The following is an 18,702-nucleotide window of genomic DNA, read 5'->3' as shown; positions in this document are numbered from 1 at the left end:
ACCAACGGCGGGGGCAGGATGCCCCCGCGTCCGACCTGTCATGTCACCATTGGTATTTGACGGTAACGGTGGCTGAGCGTTTGACCCCGTAAAAACAAGCGTAACTGCAGGTGGCGTATTTCTCATCGAACAAGTTGTCGATATTGAGGGTCACCAGCCATTGCGGTGACAGCCGGTAGCGGAGGCTGGTGTCCACCACCGTATAGCTGGGCACGGCGACGGTATTGGCAATATTGCGCGTCTCGCCGATGTGGCGGACGCCGGCGCCCACTCCAAGCCCGTAGAGGAGGCCGTCGAAGGCATAATCCGCCCACAGTGACGCCATGTTTCGTGGCACGCCATTGGTCCGGTTCCCTTTGGTGCCGCTGTTGCTTTTGGTGACCTCATTGTCGATGTAGGCATAGGAGGCGATCAGGTTCAGGCCGCTGCTCAGATTGGCCCGTGCCTCCAGCTCGAAGCCGGTGGACTCGACCTCACCTTCCTGCACGGAAAAGCCGGGATTGGCCAGATCACTGGTTACCACGTTCTCCTGCGTCAGTTTGTAGGCTGACGCGGTGATGGAGGTGAACCCGCCCTGTGGCTGATAACGCAGACCAATTTCAGTCTGTTCCCCTTCGGTGGGTTCGAACGCCTGCCCGCCGGCACTTTGGCCGGAGATCGGCTCGAATGACTCGGAGTAGCTGAGATATGGGGCGAAACCGTTGTCGAATAGATAAAGCACACCAGCACGGCCGGTAAAGGCGTGGTCGTCATAGGTGGTGGCCGATACTCCGGCCAGATGATCCTTTCCTTTACCGTCAACCTGGTCGTAACGACCACCCAGCATCACCACCCAGCGGCCGTCGATCTTGATATGTTCCTGGGCATAGATCCCCAGTTGGTTGCTGTCTTCCGTGGTATCGCTAACCGGAGAGCCGTTCAGTTGCACTGGAGAGCCGTATACCGGATCGAAGATATCCAGCGCTTCGGCGGTGCCTCGGTACTGGGTACGCTTGAACTGGCTTTGTTCATAGTCCAGGCCGAGCAGTGAGGTATGCTCGACGGCTCCCCAGCTCCATTTTGCCTGCAGCTGGTTGTCCAGGGTGAAGGTGCGGTTTCTGTCGTTACGGGCGGCGGAAGTGCGGGACAACATCCGCTGCGAGGCATCCAGGGACCCCATGATGAGGTAGTTCCAATCGGTCTCGGCGTCGAAATAGAGCGCGTTCTGGCGAAAGGTGAAAGTGTCGTTGAAGCGGTGACTGAACAAATAGCCGAGGCTTTTGTTTTTGGTTTCGAATTTGTCGAAACCGGGCTCACCGATGAACCGGTCGCGGTCGATATCGCCGTTGACGTTGTGTTGCACCGTGCCTTCCAGGGGGAGCCCGTACAGATAAACGGTGTCGTTACGCTGACTGTTGGCCAGCAAGGTCAAAGAGGTATCGTCGGTGGGTTGCCAGCGCAGCGATAATTGGCCGAAATCGCGGTCATCGGGAATATGGTCGGTCATGGTGTCGCCGCGGCGCAGCAAGCCGGTCACGCGATACGACAGGCGCCCATCCTCGGTGAGCGCGCCGGTGAAATCACCGGCCAGTTGTTTGCGGTCAAAACGGCCCCCTTGCACCTTCAGTTCCCGCGAAGTCTTGGTCCGCGGCAGCTTGCTGACCATGTTGACTATCCCGCCGGGGGCCGCATTGCCATACAGTACGGAGGCCGGGCCCTTGAGAACTTCAATACGCTCCATGGCGTAGGGTTCCGAGACACCGCTAAAAGTGTTGCGCGGTAATTTGCTGCCATTGAGGTACATCGGCTCGGAGCCGGTGACATTGAAGCCGCGGATGATCAAACCATCGCTGATCAGGTTGTCGCTACCCATGGGGACCACGCCGGGGGTATACAGCAGCGCTTGGTGCAGGGATTCCGCATCCTGGATTTCGATTTGATCCGCCGTCACCACGGAGACGCTCTGTGGCGTCTCGATCAGAGGAATATCCATCTTGGTGGCGGTGATACTGCGTCTTGCGGCGTAGCCCGCCACCGGGCCATAGGCTGACTCTTCGCCGGCTCCGGCATCCACCCGGATCGGAGAAAGGGTAACCGGATCCGATGGGAGCCGGCGCAGGGAGTAGCTGCCTTCCCCTTCTGGTTGCAGCGCATATCCGCTGCCGGACAGCAGCGCCTGGAAGCCCTCACGCGCGGTATAGGAGCCTTGCAGGCCGTCACTGCGGATACCGAACAACACTCGCGGATCAAAGGACAAAGGAACCTGGGCCTGGGCGGCGAATTGGGCCAGCACATCGCTCAACTTGCCGGCGGCAATGGAGAAGTGTTGCCGCGCTGTGTTTTGCTGGGCGAAGGCCGTGGCAGGTGTCAGGGTGATGGCCGCGCCGATACCGGCGAGCGAGCAGGTCATGGCCAGAGCCAGTGCCGCTGATTTGTTATTGACGCTGATCCGCGCCTGGCCCGGCCGTGGGCCGTTATATACTGTCATGGAGGTCGTTCCCGTTGATGTCTGGTGTGGTCGGACAAGGTCTTTCCCGGGAGGTGAACGGCCCGGAAAACGCCTTTCTATCCACTACACCGAACGAGAACGGAAAAAGGATCAGTTGTTTGGCCAATGATGGGAACACCCCCTTCACGGTCATCGTTTTCGCAACGTGATCCACCATGGGGATACCCGGCTGATCTCCACGGGCAGGGTCTTGCGCAGCAGGTCGAGGCTGGCATCGGTATTATTGAGCGGGAACGCGCCTGATACCCGGATATCGCTGATTTCGGGATCGCAGCGCAGAATACCGTTGCGATAGCGGCCGATCTCTTCCACCCAGGTGCGCAAGGGCATATCCCTGGCCAGCAACATGCCCTTTTCCCAGAGCAGGGCATCGTCGGCAACCGGTTTAGAAGGTCGTATCCGCGACCCGCTGAACAGGCGCTGTTGACCGGCGGGAACAATGACCTTGTCGGCATGGATCGGGCTGATTTCCACCGCGCCTTCGAAAACCGACAGGAGGGTTTCACCCTCAAGCTGGCGTACGGCGAAGCGTGTGCCCAGCGCCCGCAACCGGCCCTGTGGAGTATCGACCACGAGGGGGCGCGCATGGGGCGCGGGATCCTTGCTGGTAGTCAACAGAATTTCGCCGGCCCTCAGGGTCAGCCGTCGCTCCCGTTCGGAAAAGTCCAAGTCCACGGCGGTGGCGGTGTTCATCACCAGATGGGTGCCGTCCGCCAGATCCAGAGTCCGTTGCTCCCCGGTATGGGTGTACAGATCCGCCTGCCAGCTGTACCAGGGCAGGTAACGGTAGCTGACCCAGGCCGTGGGTGTGGCCAACAGCAGCAGGGCAAGGGTTTTCATGGCCCGTCGCCGGTCCGTGTTTTCCAGTCGTGACAGCGTCCGGCGGGCCGCCGGGCCGGCTGCCTGATGGGACGCCTGGTGGAAAGTGTCGAGCACCGACTCCGCCCGTTGCCAAGCCGCTTGGTGCATGGCTCCCTGGTTTTTCCAGCGCTCCAGATTTTGTCTGTCGGCCGGCGTGGCGTCCCCGGATTGGAGCAGGAGCAGCCAGTCCGCGGCCTGTTCGAGGATGGCGGGATCAATAGGGGGCGAAGACGTCGGAGACGGGCCGGTCGGCATCGGGAACGGCTCTAGTCCAGGCTCAGACAGGCCAGAAAAGCCTTGCGCATGTGGCGTTTGACGGTGGGCAGCGAAACCGCCATCCGCTCGGCGATGTCCTGGTATTTCAGGCCGTCGAGCTGGGATAAAAGGAAAATCCGGCGGGTGAGCGCCGGCAGGTCGCGCAACATGGTATCGATTCGATAAAGCGCTTCCAGGATCAGCCAGCGGGTTTCTGGCGATGGCGCTTCGCAGGCCGGCAAATGAGCAATGGAATCCAGGTAGGCCTGTTCCACATCCCGCCGGCGCCAGTGGTCGATGACCAGGCAGCGGGCAATGTGGGTCAGCAAAGCACGGGGTTCATCGCCAAGCCGGGAGGTATCCCGGTGACCGCTAATCAGCCGCAGAAAGGTGTCGTGGCTGATGTCCGCCGCGTCATGATGATTGCCGAGCTTGCGCCGCAACCAACCCAGCAGCCAGCCTTGGTGATCACTATAAAGGGCATGTATGTCAGCTTGTCGTGCCAATTTGGTGCCCGACACAGTAGGTCCCTTGGTAGCCAGAATGTGTAGCCAGAGAGGGCGAAAGGTCGCCCATAAATGATAATGGTTCGCATTTTATGAGATATGGGGCGACGAACGCAAATACAGCCGTGTTCGTGGGGAGCTGCCCGGGCGGCGCTCCGCTTGGCAGTGATATCCGGGTTTATGAATCGCGATCCCGGCCAGCAAGCTCGTTCCAGGTCAACGGAGCCGGTGGCCATGACTGGGGTTCGGTATTGGTGATCAAAGTGCGCAAGGCATGTTGAAATGCCTGTCGCGGCATCAACACCGCGCCCAACCGCATCAGGTGAGGATTTTCCACCTGGGCGTCCAGCAACTGGATGCCGAGCTCCGGTGCCAGTGCCCACAACGCCGCCAGCGCGCATTTGGAACCGTTATCGCGGCGGGAAAACATGGATTCGCCGAAGAATACGCTGCCCAACTGAATGCCGTAGATGCCGCCGGCCATGCCGCTGTTGTCGTGCACTGTCACGCAGTGGGCATGGCCGAGATGGTGCAGGCGCAGATAGGCGTCACGCATGTCACGGGTGATCCAGGTGCCGTCCTGGCCGGGGCGGGGCGCGGCACAGGCGTCGAGCACGTCGGCGAAGTCCCGGTCCAGGCGGATTTCCGGATTCCAGCCGCGCAGGGTGCGCCGGGTGCGGCGGCTCAGGTGCAGATCGCCGGGGCGAAATACGCAGCGCGGAGCCGGTGACCACCACAGTATCGGCTGAGTGTCGTCGTACCAGGGAAAGATGCCTTGACGATAGGCGCGAAGCAGAGTGGAGGGGGAGAGGTCGCCGCCGGCGGCGAGCAGCCCGTTGGGCTCCTCAAGGGCCTCTTCCACGGCGGGAAAGGGCCCCCCGGCGGGCAACCAGGGGATCATGCGCGATCAGTCTTCCAGGGTTTCCAGGTAGCGTTCCGCGTCCAGTGCCGCCATGCAACCGGAGCCGGCGGAGGTCACCGCCTGGCGATAAACGTGGTCGGCCACGTCGCCGGCGGCGAACACACCGGCCACGCTGGTGGCGGTGGCATTGCCTTCCAGACCGCTGCGGATACGGATATAGCCGTCGTGCATGTCCAACTGGCCGGCGAAGATGTCGGTATTGGGCTTATGGCCGATGGCAATGAACACGCCTTGCAGTTCCAGCTCCTCGGTGCTGTCGTCCTTGGTGGACTTGACGCGGATGCCGTTGACGCCGGAATCATCGCCCAGCACTTCGTCGAGCACGTGATCCCACATTACCGTGATGTTGTCCTTGGCGAGCAATTTGTCCTGCAGGATCTTCTCCGCGCGCAGTTTGTCGCGACGGTGAATCAGCACCACCTCGGAGGCGATATTGGACAGATACAGGGCTTCTTCAACGGCGGTATTACCGCCACCGACCACAGCCACTTTCTGGCCACGGTAGAAGAAACCGTCACAGGTGGCGCAGGCGGACACGCCCTTGCCCATGAAGGCCTGCTCGGAATCCAGCCCCAGATACATGGCCGAGGCTCCGGTGGCGATGATCAGGGCGTCACAGCTGTAGGTGCCGGAGTCGCCCTTGAGAACGAACGGGCGCTGATCCAGCACGACTTCGTTGATGTGGTCGAACAGGACCTGGGTTTCAAAGCGCTCGGCGTGCTGTTGCATGCGCACCATCAGATCCGGGCCTTGCAAGCCTTCCACGTCACCGGGCCAGTTATCCACTTCGGTGGTGGTGGTCAACTGCCCGCCCGGTTGGATGCCCGTGATCACCACCGGATTCAGGTTGGCCCGGGCCGCGTAGACCGCCGCGGTATAACCGGCGGGTCCGGAACCCAGAATGATCAGTCGATGGTGCTGCACGTCGCTCATTGAATCCTCCACCAGGTCAGGGCCTGAAAACTGGGTCTGCGAAAGAAGTGGCGACGTTATGGTGTCGCCGGTGGACCGTTTCAAGGACGAGCAAGCTACAATACTTTCACCGCCTGGTGAAGGCGGCCACGACTATCAATGCGATTTGAGGCGGCGATGGCCACGCCAGCGGCCCTTGTTGCCCGGGCCCAGGCGCGGGATACTGCGTGCGCACGAGCCGCTCGGGGCGCTGGCTCGAAAGGCGCTAATTCTGTACAATTTCATAGTTTTCAATTTGTTATGGCGTTGAGTTCATGTTTTTTCCAGCTTTTACATGACCCGGGAAAAAGCATTGGCAAACTCAGTAGGCTCTATGGATTCCAAACGCAAGAGGCGAGGCGTGACAAAGGCAGCCGCCGGTAACACTCAATCCGGTTTTTCCCGCCATCTCAAACGGGGTTTGGTGGAAGGCATGGTCATCGCCCTGATCGCCCTGTCGCTGTATCTGCTCCTGGCATTGATCAGCTACGACAGCCGCGACCCGGGATGGTCCTATGTGGGGCACGTGGACAGCGTGCGCAATGCCGGCGGCCGCGCCGGCGCTTTCTGTGCCGACCTGCTGTTGGGGCTGTTCGGGCTGATGGCCTATCTGTTCCCGGTACTGGTGGGGTTCTGGGCGTTCAAGGTCCTGCGTGAGCGCCACGCCGGCCTGCCCGGAAGCTGGCCCATGTTCAGTCTGCGCCTGGTGGGTTTCGTGCTGACCATGATCGGTGGCACGGCGCTGGCTTATATGCATTTCGCCACTGGCGGCCTGCCGGAAGACGCCGGCGGGATTCTGGGCCAGGTGGTCGGCGGCAGCGCCCTGGACGCCTTCAATGCCCTTGGCGGCACCCTGGTGATGGTGGCGCTGTTTCTGATCGGCATCACCGTATTCACCGATCTGTCCTGGATCGCCCTGGCCGAGCGCCTGGGAGAGCTGGTGGTCAGCATCGGCCAGAAGGTGCCGGCCTGGTTCGAACAGCGCCGGGAGCGGCGAGAGGAACGCAAGGCCGCTCAGGCAGCCCGCGAGCAACGCGCCCGGGTGATCACCGAGGCCAACAAGAAGAAGGAAAACCGCACGCCGCCGAAGATCGCCCAACCGGCCAAGCCGGTGGAGAAAAGCGTGCGGGTACAAAAGGAAAAGCAGCAGAAACTATTTACCGCCGAGGTTTCCGGAGAGTTGCCGCAGGTGTCCTTGTTGGATCAGGTGGACGAGGACGGCAAGGGCGGTTATTCCGAGGAAGCGCTGGACGCCATGTCGCGTCTGCTGGAAATCAAGCTCAAGGATTTCAACGTCGATGCCGAGGTGGTGGCGGTGCAGCCCGGACCGGTGATCACCCGCTTCGAGATCCAGCCGGCCCCGGGCATCAAGGTGTCCAAGATCACCAACCTGGCCAAGGATCTGGCCCGCTCCCTGGCGGTGATCAGTGTGCGAGTGGTGGAAGTGATCCCCGGCAAGACCACGGTGGGCATCGAGATCCCCAATGAGCAGCGGGAGATGATCCGATTCACCGAGGTGGTGGGGTCGAGGATGTTCGACGACGCCAGTTCGCCGCTGACCATGGCGCTGGGCAAGGACATCTCCGGCAATCCGGTGATGGCGGATCTGGCCAAGATGCCGCACTTGCTGGTGGCCGGTACCACCGGTTCCGGTAAGTCGGTGGGCGTCAACGCGATGCTGTTGTCCATGCTGTTCAAATCCAGCCCGGAAGATGTGCGCCTGATCCTGATCGACCCGAAGATGCTGGAACTGGCGGTGTACGACGGCATTCCCCATCTGCTCACCCCGGTCGTCACCGACATGAAGGAAGCCGCCGGCGCGTTGCGCTGGGGGGTCGGTGAAATGGAGCGCCGCTACCGGCTGATGGCGGCCATGGGCGTGCGTAATATCTCCGGCTATAACCGCAAGGTGGAGGACGCCAGGAAATCCGGCGAACCGCTCAAGGATCCGTTGTGGAAACCCAACGACCCGATGGATCTGGAGGAAGAACCGCCGCTGGCGGAAAAACTGCCGTACATCGTTATTGTCATTGATGAATTCGCCGACATGATGATGATCGTCGGCAAGAAAGTGGAAGAACTGATCGCCCGTATCGCGCAGAAGGCGAGGGCCGCCGGTATCCACTTGATTCTGGCCACGCAACGTCCGTCGGTGGACGTGATCACCGGCCTGATCAAGGCCAACGTGCCGTCCCGCATCGGTTTCCAGGTATCCTCGAAAATCGATTCCCGCACGGTGCTGGACCAGGGCGGGGCGGAGCAGCTGCTCGGCCACGGTGACATGCTCTATTTGCCCGGCGGCAAAAGCGTGCCGGAACGGGTGCACGGTGCCTTTGTCTCAGATGAGGAAGTGCACCGGGTCTGCGACGACTGGCGCAAGCGCGGCGAACCGAACTATCTCGAAGAGATTCTGGACGGCGGCTCGGACCTGAACGCGCCGATGCCTGGCATGGAAATGGCCGGCGGTGGTGATGATGAGAGCGATCCGCTCTACGACGAAGCGGTGGCCTATGTGACACAGTCACGGCGGGCTTCCATTTCCTCGGTGCAGCGGAAACTGAAGATCGGCTATAACCGCGCCGCCAATCTGGTTGAAGCCATGGAGATGGCCGGCGTGGTTTCCGAAGCCGGACACAACGGACAACGTGAGGTGCTGGCGCCACCACCGCCGGACGCCTGAGGATAACGATCAATGACAAAATGGCTTGTATTGGCACTGTTGATGCCGTCCCTGGCCTGGGCTTCCGCGACCGAAACCCTGCTCGCCAAACTCAGCGGACTGCGTAGCATGAGCGGCCAGTTCGAACAATCCATGGTGGGCTCCGATGGCGATCGCCAGCAGAATGCCAGTGGCACCATGGATGTGGCGCGGGGCAACCGGTTTTACTGGAAGACCGAAGCGCCGTTCGAGCAGCTGGCGGTTTCCGATGGTAAAACCGTATGGGTGTACGACGTGGATCTGGAGCAGGTGGTGGTTCGCCCGTTGACTCCGGACCTGGGAAACACCCCGGCACTGCTGTTCGGTGGCGATCCGCGGCGGGTAGGGCAAGCGTTCGAGATTTCCGAATTGGAAAGCACGGGCACCGAGATCACCTATCGGCTCAAGCCCAAGGGCGCTGATCCTCTGTTCGAGACCCTGGACGTGACTTTCCATGGCGACACGCCGTATTCCATGCATTTGCGCGATGCGCTCGGCCAGCAGACCCTGATCCGTTTTCACGATCTGACCCTGAACCGGTCGTTGCCGGCGGAGCGATTTTCCTTCACCCCGCCGGAAGGCACCGACATTATCCGTCAGGAGTGAATCATGAGCGGGCGTGGTGGCGCGCACCATGAATGATCTGTTCGCCGATCAAACCCGCGGCGCCGCCCAGCCATTGGCGGCGCGGTTGCGGCCCTTGTCGCTGGGCGATTATGTCGGGCAGTCCCATCTGATCGGCCCCGGCAAGCCCCTGCGTCAGGCGGTGGAACGCGGGCAACTGCATTCCATGATCCTGTGGGGCCCGCCGGGCACCGGCAAAACCACGCTGGCGCTGATCCTCGCCGGCGCGGTGGACGCGGAATTCATCACCCTGTCGGCGGTATTGTCCGGCGTGAAGGACATCCGCGCGGCGGTGGAGCAAGCCAAGGCGCGGTTGGGGCAGGGGCGCCGCACGGTGTTGTTCGTGGATGAAGTGCACCGTTTCAACAAGGCGCAGCAGGACGCCTTTCTGCCGCACGTGGAAGACGGCACGGTGATCTTCATCGGTGCCACCACCGAGAACCCTTCCTTTGAGCTCAACAACGCCTTGCTGTCCCGGGCCCGGGTTTATCGCCTGCGCAGCCTGGAGCGCCAGGATCTGTCCGGGCTTTTGGATCGGGCCCTGCGTCAACCGGATCTCAGCGCCATGGTGCTGGAAGATGACGCCCGCGATCTGTTGCTGGACTATGCCGATGGCGATGCGCGGCGGCTGCTCAATATGCTGGAAGTGGCCCTGGACCTGGCGGACGGGGATCAGCCGCGCGTCGACCGGCCGTTGATGCAGGAAGTGCTGCGTGATGCGGTGCGCCGCTTCGACAAAGGCGGTGATCTGTTCTATGACCAGATCAGCGCCTTGCACAAGTCCGTGCGGGGGTCCGATCCGGACGCGGCTCTGTACTGGTTCGCGCGCATGCTCGACGGCGGCTGTGATCCGCTCTACGTGGCGCGGCGTGTGGTGCGCATGGCCAGTGAGGACATCGGCAACGCCGACCCCAGGGCGCTGACGCTGGCGCTGAACGCCTGGGAGGTGCAGGAGCGTCTTGGCAGCCCGGAGGGCGAACTGACTATCGCCCAGGCCATCGTTTTTCTAGCCGTGGCGCCGAAGAGCAATGCGGTCTACAACGCCTATAACACAGCCCGGCGATTCGTCGCGGAGCACCCCAGCAATGAGGTGCCGCTGCATCTGCGTAACGCGCCGACCAAATTGATGAAGGCGGAAGGCTACGGCGCCGAGTATCACTACGCCCACGATCACCCCGACGCTTTCGTGGACGGCGAGAACTATTTTCCTCCGTCCCTGGGCGACACCCGCTTTTACCAACCGGTGGAACGTGGTCTGGAAATCCGCATCGCCGAGAAGCTGCGCCAGCTACGGCGCCGAAACCACGACAGCCAGTGGCAACGTTACGGGGATGAGCAATGAACGCACACGGTATTTTTCCCTGGCTGGCGGTGGCGCTGGGCGGATCGATGGGGGCCTGCTTGCGCTATGCCACCGCTCTCTGGATAGGTGTGCCGGCGATGCCGGCGTGGCCCTGGGCCACCTTCGCGGTGAACCTGGCCGGCAGTTTTCTGTTTGGCCTGTTGGCGGTGCTGCTGGCGAGCCTGACCACCAGTGAACTGTGGCGGCTGGCGTTGATGACTGGCATGCTTGGCGCCCTGACCACCTTCTCGACGTTTTCCTTCGAGCTGGTCCGCCTGCTGGAAAGCCGCGGCCTGGGGTTGGCCCTGGCATACGCCGCCGTTTCGGTGGTGTCCTGCGTTTCCCTGGCCGGCCTGGGCCTGGCGCTGGGGCGTTTGTGGTTTGAATCCTGATTTTTTTCAATCCTGACATCTTATGAGTGCGCAAAGGAGCCACCATGCTTGATATTCGGGCCTTGCGGGAAAATGGCGAAGCCATCCGCGATGCACTGGCAAAACGGGGTTATGCCCTGGATCTGGACGGATTCCGGGCGCTGGATGGGCGCCGCAAGGAAGCCGATATTCGTTCCCAGGATCTGCAGGCCCAACGCAAGAAGGCCTCCAAGCAGATCGGAGAACTGATCCAGTCCGGTTTGTCGGTGGATGAGGCCAAGGCCAAGGTGGCGGAGACGCTCAAGACCCTGGATGCTCAGCTCGACGACGAAGTAGCCCGTGCCAAGGCGATCCAGGATGAGCTGCGCGATTTTCTCATGGGCGTACCCAACGCGCCGGCGGAGGAAGTGCCGCCGGGCGCGGATGAAGACGACAACGTGGAAGTGCGTCGCTGGGGCACGCCGCGCCGGTTTGACTTCGAGCCCAAGGACCATGTCGATGTGGGCGAAGCGCTCAACGAGGGTCGGCTGGACTTCGAGCGTGCCAGCAAGTTGTCCGGCGCCCGCTTCGCGGTGATGACCGGCCAATTGGCGCGCCTGCACCGGGCGCTGATCGATTTCATGCTCGACCAGCACACCAGCGAACACGGCTATCAGGAGCTGTACGTACCTTACCTGGTGGGGCCGGAAGCTCTGGCCGGCACCGGCCAGTTACCGAAGTTCGAGGAAGATCTGTTCAAGATGCGCGGTGAGCGCGAACTGTACCTGATCCCCACCGCGGAAGTGCCGGTGACCAATCTGGCGGCGGATGAGATTCTCGATGCCGAGACCATGCCCCGTCGCTACGTTTGCCATACGCCGTGTTTCCGCTCCGAGGCTGGCAGCCACGGCAAGGATACCCGGGGTATGATCCGTCAGCATCAGTTCGAGAAAGTGGAGCTGGTGCAACTGGTGCGCCCGGGAGAGTCCGAGCAGGCGCTGGAAGCGCTCACTGGCCACGCCGAGGCGATCCTGCAAAAGCTGGACCTGCCTTACCGGTTGGTGACGCTGTGCGGCGGTGACCTGGGCTTCTCCGCCGCCAAGACCTATGACCTGGAAGTGTGGTTGCCGAGCCAGCAGCGCTACCGGGAAATCTCTTCATGCTCCAACTTCCGCGACTACCAGGCGCGGCGCATGCAGGCCCGTTGGCGCAACCCGGAAACCGGCAAACCGGAGCTGGTACATACTTTGAATGGTTCCGGGCTGGCGGTAGGCCGTACCCTGGTGGCGATCCTGGAAAACTATCAGAATGAAGATGGTTCCGTGACCGTGCCGGAGGCACTGCGGCCCTACCTGAGAGGAAAGGAGCGTCTGAGCTGAGGCGCTCCACAACACAAGGGCGCCAGCTGACGATGGATTTTCTTCCCCTTGGTCTGAAACTGACCGGGCAAACCGTGGTGATCGTGGGCGGTGGTGACACCGCCCTGCGCAAGGCGGGCCTTCTGCACCGATCCGGTGCGTTGATTTGCTTGATCGCGCCGCAATGGCGCGCGGATTTGTGCGCCCTGGTGGAGCGGGGCGGCGGCGACTGCCACCAACGGACCTACCAAGACGGCGATCTTGATCAGGCGCGCCTGGTGGTGGCGTGTACTGATGATGACGCCCTGAACCAGCGTATCGCCGAGCAATGCCATGCCCGTGGCCTGCCTGTCAATGTGGTGGGGCGGCCCGAACTCAGCAGTTTCGTTTTCCCCGCCCTGGTGGATCGCGATCCGCTGTTCGTGGCAATCACCTCGTCTGGCGCGTCGCCGGTATTGGTACGGCGTCTGCGTGATCAACTGGAAGCCTGGTTGCCGGCGCGCTGGGGCCGGCTGGCAACGTTCCTCGGCCGCCTGCGGGACAGGGTCGCGGAGCGACTGCCAGGCCGCCGCCAGCGGGAAGCATTCTGGGAGGCGCAACTGGACGGTCCCTTAATGGAACAGGTGCTATCCGGTCACGAAAGCGAGGCGGAACACGCCCTGGAACGGGCCCTGGCCAGTGCCGGCGGGAATCCGTCGGAGGCGCGGGGAGAGGTCTATTTGGTCGGTGCCGGACCTGGTGATCCGGATCTCCTGACGTTCCGGGGGCATCATCTGCTGACCAAAGCGGACGTCGTGTTGTACGACCGTTTGGTGGCACCGGAGATCGTCGCTTTGGCCCGTGCCGACGCGGAGAAGGTGTACGTCGGCAAAGCCCGCGATCAGCACGCACTGCCCCAGGGGGAGATCAACGATCTGCTGGTGCACTACGCCAGCCAGGGGAAACGGGTGTGCCGCTTGAAGGGCGGCGATCCGTTCATCTTCGGGCGCGGCGGTGAAGAGCTGGAAAAAGTGGTGGCCGCCGGTATCGACTTTCAGGTGGTGCCTGGCGTGACCGCCGCCGCCGGCTGTGCCGCCTACGCCGGCATCCCGCTGACCCATCGCGATCACGCCCAGTCGGTGCGCTTTGTCACCGGCCATCGCCGTGACGGCAGCGTCGACCTGGACTGGCCGAATCTGATGGCGGAGCAGGAAACATTGGTGTTTTACATGGGACTGGTGGGATTGAAGGAAATCTGCGCTCAGCTCATGGCCCACGGCCGCTCGCCGGACACCCCCATTGCCCTGGTATCCCGGGGCACCACCGACGCTCAGGAAGTGATCACCGGCCAATTGAACACTCTGCCGGCGGCCATCGAGGGGCGCACCGTGCACGCGCCGACCCTGATCATTGTCGGCAGTGTGGTCAGCCTGCATCCTCGCTATCGCTGGTTCGGAGAGGCCGGGTGGCGGACGCCGGGCGCCGGACGCTAAACAAAACGCGGTCCGTGGACCATGCTGATACGCCTTATTCGCGAGCAAGCCCGCTTCCCACATCGACTCCGTGGATCTTCTGTGGGAAGCGAGCTTGCTCGCGAATACAGTTCGAACTCCTTTCTGCAAGGCCAAGCAAGCCGCCTGGGTTTGGCATGCAAGCGTGCGATTCTATAGCGCGTCCCGGTCCCGAGCGGTCCACAGCGCCTGGGCGGCTTTGGTCCCTTCCTCCAGGTCCTTCGCTTTACCCAGACCCCACAGGGTCGTTGCCACGGTTTGCCGGACCGCCGCTTCGCCGTAGGCGTCGCTTTCCTCGCCACGCCACACCGCTCGCAGATGGTCGGTGGAGACGGTGCCGGGCGGTGCCTGCCGGGGCAGGGCGGAGTCGAGCACGGCCTCCACCCGCTCTCCGCCACGCAGACCGCCAATGCTGGTACGGGCGTCCGGACGGATCTCCACTTCTCCTCCTTCACCCTTGAACAGCAGGAGATTGCGATCGCCACAGAGGCGGGACGCTTCCAGATGCAGGTTCAGATAGGCGGGGTGAAACACGCTTTGCAGGCTCAGTGTGGCTTGAGCCGGATTGAGATTGCGCGCGAGAGTGTTGATCGGGGAGCGCAATCCCAACTGAAAGCGCAGCATCAATAGCGTACTCAGCGGTGGACAGAACTGGTCCACCCCAAGATAGGTAAAGCCTTCATCATGCAACTGCTCGCTGGCCTCGGCCACCGTGCATGGCAGCTTGCAACCGAGCTTGCGCAGGCTCTCGTCAGTGTAATGCCGCTCCGGCGTATGGGCGGGGCCGCCGTGCATGAATACCCGCACACCATTGTGTGCCAGCAGGCGGGCGGCCAACACATACCAGGGGTGATGTTTTTTCTTGCCGGCATAGCTGGGCCAGTCCACGTCGGCTTTGGGCAAACCAACCAAATAGTGGCTGCATACCGGCCGGCAGGCCTCAAGAAAACCGGCCAGTTCCTCAGGGGTTTCTTCCTTGACCCGCAACAACATCAGAAAGGCGCCGATCTGTGCCTGGGTCGCTTCGCCCTGAAGAATATGCCCCATGGCCTCGGCGGCTTCTTCGCGGGTCAGGTCGCGGCGGGCGCGTTTACCGCGTCCAAGGGTTCGGACGAAAGGGGCGAAGGCGTGCTCGCTCATGGAAGGACTCGTGTGAGATCAAACAGAATGGGTCAAGAATACCAGCTTGTGACCGGGCCGTATTCCGCTGTCAGTGCCACCAGCCGATCGTAGTCGATGCATTCCAGATCCGCGCGGCGCGCCGGCGGCAACGGCGGCCGGCCAAGCAGGTATCCCGGACCTTGCAGTGGAAACTCCGCCGCCACCAGATGGCCGTGGTCGACGAATACGCACGGATCTCCAGGCTGATACAGAGCGAGGCAGGTCCGCGCAGCTGCACTGTCCAGATCGTCGAAAGCAATAAGGTGCAGCATGGTCAAAATACCAGGGTCTGTTCCGAGTTGGCGTGCAGATGACGCAAGTCGTCGGTGCTCAGTGGTTCGATGCTATCCACCGGATAATCGGCCAGGGCTTCCGCCGAAGCCACGCAACGCACCGCGAAAGCCTGCAATTGTTCCAACTGCTCCCGTGGTGCCGCGAGGCGGTTGAGCGCGCGCAGTACTCCGTCGGTTATCCACACAGTGGATTGGAGGCCGAAGGCGGCGCCGGTGAGAATCATTTCCTGGGTCTCGCGCCAATCCGGAGAGTGGCAGGGACCACGATGCAGGACGTACAGAATGGAATCAGCCAAAGTGCAGTACCCGGTCGCTGTGGCGGGTGGCCTCTACCCACTCGCCGAGCCCCACCAGTTGGAAGCCGTCGGCCAGATTATCACTGTCGACCCCAGCGCGTTCGCCTTCTGAATGGTCGGTAACGCCTCGTCGTAGAGCGGCACCGATGCAGACCCGCGCAGGCAGGGCGCTGTTCTTGACCAGGGATTGCCAGCGGCTGGCCACGGCTTCGCCGTCACGGCCCGGATGAATCAGCCGATTGGCCAGGTGGACGCCATCACCGTAGAAGAAGACTCGGAACAGGGAGTAGGGAGAACGCAGCACCGCTTCGGTGGTATGGAGAGCGGTGACCGCCGCCGCCGTTTCCGGCCCGGCGGTCACCAGGATACTGAATTGCATCAATCGTTGCCGCTGAGGGCGCTGAGCAGGTGCAACAGAGACAGGAACAGGTTGTAGATGGATACGAACAGCGTCACGGTGGCCATGATGTAGTTGGTCTCGCCGCCGTGAATGATGGCGCTGGTCTGCCACATGATCAGCAGGGATGAGAGCATCACGAACGCGGCGGACACCGCCAGAGCCAGGGCCGGAATGTTGAAGAAGAAGGCCGCCAGACTGGCGACGAACGCCACCAGGATGCCCACCATGATGAAGTTGGTGAGGAAGCTGAAGTCCTTGCGGGTCACCAGGGCAATGGCGGACATGGCCACGAAAATGGTGGCGGTGCCGCCCAGAGCCAGGCTGACGATTTCCATGCCGCCGGGGATCTGGGCGTACATGTTGATAATCGGGCCAGTGGTGAAACCCAGCCAACCGGTCAGACCGAACACGGCCAGAATGCCCCAGGCGCTGTTACGCAGCTTGCTGGTGGCGAACAGGAGACCAAAATAGACGACGATGGTCAGGATCGGGCTCATATAGCCCATGCCCGTGGACATGGCGAACACGGAGGCGCCGGTGGCCACTATCAGGCTCAGGCCCAGCAGCATATAGGTGTTTTTCAGCACCTGGGCGGCGCGTTCGCCGCTGACTACCGCTCCACCGCTGGCGTGCGGGGCGACATAGGGATTCGGTTGGTTGCGCATGATCAATCGCTCACAAAACAAAGTGTATTCATGATAATAGGGACGTCCGCGCCAAAATCAAGATTTTCCCAACGAATCACAGGGTTACAGCAATTTTCTTGATCTTTCCCCGTTGACTGCCAACGCGTCTCAGGTATGATTGGCGCCCATCGGAGAGGTGGCTGAGTGGCCGAAAGCAGCGGTCTTGAAAACCGCCGACGGGAGACCGTCCGTGGGTTCGAATCCCACCCTCTCCGCCATACCTCTATAAACGCCCCGCTCCGCGGGGCGTTTTCGTATGGCTTTCCCGCCCTGTTCCTCCTCGCCATCTTTCGGTGTGATTCGAATTGTAAAATTTCGGCCTGTGTCACGGCATTTTCAATGGTGGTTTTTCAGTGGCTGTATTCTCCATTGCTGATGAAAAAGGGGAAGTGTTTCAGTGCCAGAGTAATGATGTCATTTTGGTTTTATTGAGATTCAATTCCTTATTAAACAAGCATTTATTAAATAGGTCGGTGTTTTTAACTTCCTTGGCTTCCTCGGGCAGCGCCCTTAAAAAAAGGGAGAGTTTTAGTGGTCGCACCTTCATTGAATTGGAATTTTCCAGTGAGGCAATACAAAGGTGTATTGCCGTAAAGAAAGGATTGCGCTAAAAGTGAATAAAACTGAACAGCATATGACGCAGTTTGCCGGTTGCGTGCTTGGCGTCGTTATTCGCTGTAACCAGGGCAAGCAGCCGGCTAAGTCATGAACGGATTTCACTGACTAACGCAACGGTTACGAACAAAAAAGATATTCGCGCCGTGCGTTCCGAAGGAGTGGGAACATGGTTGATAAAATTATTAACATCCTGGAAAAATCCAGCGGCGCTGTCACGAAAGCTCCTTGGGGTGACACGGTGTCGCTCATGGGGGGCGGGAATGTGGTTCAAATGCCCCTGAGCCCCGACCAGATCGATTTCACCAGCCGGGTGGGTAACGATCTCGTCATTACCCTCAAGAATGGTGAGCAAGTCACCATCACCAATTTCTATCCCGCTGGTGAAGGGGAGGAGGCGGCCAACGAACTTCAACTTCTTGATGATGAAGGTATTCTCTGGCTGGGCCAGTCCGATGGCGCCGGAGGCTTCGGTTTTGCCCAGGCAGCCTCGGGAGGTGGGGATTGGGGGTTGGCGGCGCTGGCGGTTGGTGGTGCGGCGGCGGCATTCCTGATCAGTGATTCTTCTTCCGGTTCCAGTTCTGGTGGATCCGGGGACGATAACGTGGCTCCCGATGCCCCCACGGACCTGACGGTGAGCGAGGATGGGGGGATAGTGACGGGGCGGGGTGAACCGGGCTCCACGGTCACCGTGCGTGATTCCAACGGCAATGTTATCGGCGAAGGACAAACCAACGCGGAGGGTGAGTTCGAAGTCGAATTGAGCGAGCCGCAGGTCGATGGCGAGGAACTGGATGTCAGCCTGACCGACGAGGCGGGCAATGAATCGGAGCCCGGCCAGGTCACCGCGCCGGACAGTACCGCGCCGGACGCGCCGACCAACGTTGAGGTGAGCGGGGACGGCACCACCGTCACCGGCGAAGGTGAACCTGGAAGCAAAGTCACCATCACGGATCCCGACGGTAACGTGATTGGCGAAGGCACGGTGGATGACGATGGCAACTTCACCGTCGAACTGACCGAACCGCAAACAGATGGTGAAGAACTGGAAGTGACCCTGACCGACGGAACGGGGAATGAGTCCGAACCGGTCACCGCGGTGGCTCCGGATGGAAGCGGTCCTGATGCTCCGGTCATCACTCAGACAGAAGATGATGTGGCACCGGGCACTGATCCGGTGCTGACCGGAGGCAGCACCAACGACACCACGCCGACCCTGACCGGGACAGCGGAAGCGGGCAGCACGGTGGAAATGTTCCAGGATGGTGTGTCCTTGGGAACAGTTGCCGCCGATGCGAGCGGCAACTGGAGCTTCACACCCAGCACCGAGCTGGCCGAAGGCGACTACAGCTTTACCGCCACGGCCAGCGATGCGGCGGGTAACACCTCGGATTTGAGCACGGCGT

Annotated in this window: 17 protein-coding genes and 1 tRNA gene; 8 read left to right on the top strand and 10 right to left on the bottom strand. The window is 61.4% G+C overall.

Annotated elements, in window-relative coordinates; translation table 11 throughout:
- Positions 1–43: 43 nt before the first annotated feature.
- The 5 genes from A6D6_RS16835 to trxB all read right to left on the bottom strand — a co-directional run bounded on the left by A6D6_RS16835 (position 44) and on the right by trxB (position 5,965).
- Complete coding sequence (locus tag A6D6_RS16835; RefSeq protein ID WP_159661342.1) at positions 44–2,467, bottom strand: TonB-dependent siderophore receptor; 2,424 nt, start codon at positions 2,465–2,467, stop codon at positions 44–46.
- Positions 2,468–2,617: 150 nt separating this feature from the next.
- Positions 2,618–3,604, bottom strand: a complete 987-nt coding sequence (locus tag A6D6_RS16830; protein ID WP_159661341.1) for a FecR domain-containing protein — start codon at positions 3,602–3,604, stop codon at positions 2,618–2,620.
- 11 nt (positions 3,605–3,615) lie between these two features.
- Positions 3,616–4,125: a sigma-70 family RNA polymerase sigma factor gene (locus tag A6D6_RS16825; protein WP_133490699.1), complete on the bottom strand. Its 510-nt coding sequence runs from the start codon at positions 4,123–4,125 to the stop codon at positions 3,616–3,618.
- A 163-nt stretch (positions 4,126–4,288) separates the two neighbouring features.
- On the bottom strand, positions 4,289–5,011 hold the full coding sequence (aat, locus tag A6D6_RS16820; protein ID WP_159661340.1) for a leucyl/phenylalanyl-tRNA--protein transferase: 723 nt from the start codon (positions 5,009–5,011) through the stop codon (positions 4,289–4,291).
- A gap of 6 nt (positions 5,012–5,017) precedes the next feature.
- The gene (gene trxB / locus A6D6_RS16815; protein ID WP_133490701.1) at positions 5,018–5,965 is read right to left on the bottom strand and encodes a thioredoxin-disulfide reductase; all 948 of its coding nucleotides are present in this window, start codon (positions 5,963–5,965) and stop codon (positions 5,018–5,020) included.
- Between the two features lie 451 nt (positions 5,966–6,416).
- On the opposite strand from trxB, the gene A6D6_RS16810 reads away from it, so the two are divergent.
- Genes A6D6_RS16810 through cysG form a run of 6 tightly spaced genes read left to right on the top strand, consistent with a single transcriptional unit; the run spans position 6,417 to position 13,827 of the window.
- Complete coding sequence (locus A6D6_RS16810; RefSeq protein ID WP_236564141.1) at positions 6,417–8,663, top strand: DNA translocase FtsK; 2,247 nt, start codon at positions 6,417–6,419, stop codon at positions 8,661–8,663.
- A gap of 12 nt (positions 8,664–8,675) precedes the next feature.
- Positions 8,676–9,287: an outer membrane lipoprotein periplasmic chaperone LolA gene (gene lolA, locus A6D6_RS16805; RefSeq protein WP_133490703.1), complete on the top strand. Its 612-nt coding sequence runs from the start codon at positions 8,676–8,678 to the stop codon at positions 9,285–9,287.
- 28 nt (positions 9,288–9,315) lie between these two features.
- Complete coding sequence (locus tag A6D6_RS16800) at positions 9,316–10,647, top strand: replication-associated recombination protein A (RefSeq protein WP_133490704.1); 1,332 nt, start codon at positions 9,316–9,318, stop codon at positions 10,645–10,647.
- On the top strand, positions 10,644–11,039 hold the full coding sequence (locus A6D6_RS16795) for a fluoride efflux transporter FluC (protein ID WP_133490705.1): 396 nt from the start codon (positions 10,644–10,646) through the stop codon (positions 11,037–11,039). Before A6D6_RS16800 ends, A6D6_RS16795 begins: the two co-directional genes overlap by 4 nt.
- Positions 11,040–11,083: 44 nt before the next feature.
- The gene (gene serS, locus A6D6_RS16790) at positions 11,084–12,376 is read left to right on the top strand and encodes a serine--tRNA ligase (RefSeq protein WP_133490706.1); all 1,293 of its coding nucleotides are present in this window, start codon (positions 11,084–11,086) and stop codon (positions 12,374–12,376) included.
- A gap of 32 nt (positions 12,377–12,408) precedes the next feature.
- A complete protein-coding gene (gene cysG, locus A6D6_RS16785) occupies positions 12,409–13,827 on the top strand; it encodes a siroheme synthase CysG (protein WP_133490707.1) in 1,419 nt (472 codons plus the stop codon).
- 171 nt (positions 13,828–13,998) lie between these two features.
- Here the strand turns inward: cysG and A6D6_RS16780 are convergent, their stop codons facing one another.
- Genes A6D6_RS16780 through A6D6_RS16760 form a run of 5 tightly spaced genes read right to left on the bottom strand, consistent with a single transcriptional unit; the run spans position 13,999 to position 16,660 of the window.
- Positions 13,999–14,985: a glycosyl transferase family protein gene (locus A6D6_RS16780; RefSeq protein ID WP_159661339.1), complete on the bottom strand. Its 987-nt coding sequence runs from the start codon at positions 14,983–14,985 to the stop codon at positions 13,999–14,001.
- 32 nt (positions 14,986–15,017) lie between these two features.
- Positions 15,018–15,278: a hypothetical protein gene (locus tag A6D6_RS16775; protein ID WP_159661338.1), complete on the bottom strand. Its 261-nt coding sequence runs from the start codon at positions 15,276–15,278 to the stop codon at positions 15,018–15,020.
- A gap of 2 nt (positions 15,279–15,280) precedes the next feature.
- The gene (locus tag A6D6_RS16770; protein ID WP_133490710.1) at positions 15,281–15,595 is read right to left on the bottom strand and encodes a hypothetical protein; all 315 of its coding nucleotides are present in this window, start codon (positions 15,593–15,595) and stop codon (positions 15,281–15,283) included.
- The gene (gene tusD / locus A6D6_RS16765; protein WP_133490711.1) at positions 15,588–15,974 is read right to left on the bottom strand and encodes a sulfurtransferase complex subunit TusD; all 387 of its coding nucleotides are present in this window, start codon (positions 15,972–15,974) and stop codon (positions 15,588–15,590) included. The genes A6D6_RS16770 and tusD overlap by 8 nt, the downstream gene beginning before the upstream one ends.
- Complete coding sequence (locus A6D6_RS16760; RefSeq protein ID WP_133490712.1) at positions 15,974–16,660, bottom strand: Bax inhibitor-1/YccA family protein; 687 nt, start codon at positions 16,658–16,660, stop codon at positions 15,974–15,976. Before A6D6_RS16760 ends, tusD begins: the two co-directional genes overlap by 1 nt.
- A gap of 151 nt (positions 16,661–16,811) precedes the next feature.
- On the opposite strand from A6D6_RS16760, the gene A6D6_RS16755 reads away from it, so the two are divergent.
- Together A6D6_RS16755 and A6D6_RS16750 are read left to right on the top strand one after the other, a co-directional pair.
- Positions 16,812–16,899: transfer RNA gene (locus A6D6_RS16755), tRNA-Ser, on the top strand.
- Positions 16,900–17,465: 566 nt separating this feature from the next.
- A partial coding sequence (locus A6D6_RS16750; protein ID WP_159661337.1) for an Ig-like domain-containing protein occupies positions 17,466–18,702 on the top strand: 1,237 nt, incomplete at its 3' end.

The sequence above is a fragment of the Alcanivorax xiamenensis genome, assembly GCF_009846745.1.
Classification (GTDB): domain Bacteria; phylum Pseudomonadota; class Gammaproteobacteria; order Pseudomonadales; family Alcanivoracaceae; genus Alloalcanivorax; species Alloalcanivorax xiamenensis.
Note: the sequence above shows the minus strand (reverse complement) of the source record. Positions and strands in the feature narration are given on the sequence as shown.

What these genes read in the sequence shown, in the direction of transcription:
- cysG (WP_133490707.1), top strand. Translation starts at nt 12,409, where the DNA reads ATGGATTTTCTTCCCCTTGGTCTGAAACTGACCGGGCAAACCGTGGTG.
- trxB (WP_133490701.1), bottom strand. Translation starts at nt 5,965, where the DNA reads ATGAGCGACGTGCAGCACCATCGACTGATCATTCTGGGTTCCGGACCC.
- A6D6_RS16775 (WP_159661338.1), bottom strand. Translation starts at nt 15,278, where the DNA reads ATGCTGCACCTTATTGCTTTCGACGATCTGGACAGTGCAGCTGCGCGG.
- A6D6_RS16835 (WP_159661342.1), bottom strand. Translation starts at nt 2,467, where the DNA reads ATGACAGTATATAACGGCCCACGGCCGGGCCAGGCGCGGATCAGCGTC.
- A6D6_RS16780 (WP_159661339.1), bottom strand. Translation starts at nt 14,985, where the DNA reads ATGAGCGAGCACGCCTTCGCCCCTTTCGTCCGAACCCTTGGACGCGGT.
- A6D6_RS16800 (WP_133490704.1), top strand. Translation starts at nt 9,316, where the DNA reads ATGAATGATCTGTTCGCCGATCAAACCCGCGGCGCCGCCCAGCCATTG.
- A6D6_RS16830 (WP_159661341.1), bottom strand. Translation starts at nt 3,604, where the DNA reads ATGCCGACCGGCCCGTCTCCGACGTCTTCGCCCCCTATTGATCCCGCC.
- A6D6_RS16810 (WP_236564141.1), top strand. Translation starts at nt 6,417, where the DNA reads ATGGTCATCGCCCTGATCGCCCTGTCGCTGTATCTGCTCCTGGCATTG.
- serS (WP_133490706.1), top strand. Translation starts at nt 11,084, where the DNA reads ATGCTTGATATTCGGGCCTTGCGGGAAAATGGCGAAGCCATCCGCGAT.
- aat (WP_159661340.1), bottom strand. Translation starts at nt 5,011, where the DNA reads ATGATCCCCTGGTTGCCCGCCGGGGGGCCCTTTCCCGCCGTGGAAGAG.
- A6D6_RS16760 (WP_133490712.1), bottom strand. Translation starts at nt 16,660, where the DNA reads ATGCGCAACCAACCGAATCCCTATGTCGCCCCGCACGCCAGCGGTGGA.
- A6D6_RS16795 (WP_133490705.1), top strand. Translation starts at nt 10,644, where the DNA reads ATGAACGCACACGGTATTTTTCCCTGGCTGGCGGTGGCGCTGGGCGGA.
- lolA (WP_133490703.1), top strand. Translation starts at nt 8,676, where the DNA reads ATGACAAAATGGCTTGTATTGGCACTGTTGATGCCGTCCCTGGCCTGG.
- tusD (WP_133490711.1), bottom strand. Translation starts at nt 15,974, where the DNA reads ATGCAATTCAGTATCCTGGTGACCGCCGGGCCGGAAACGGCGGCGGCG.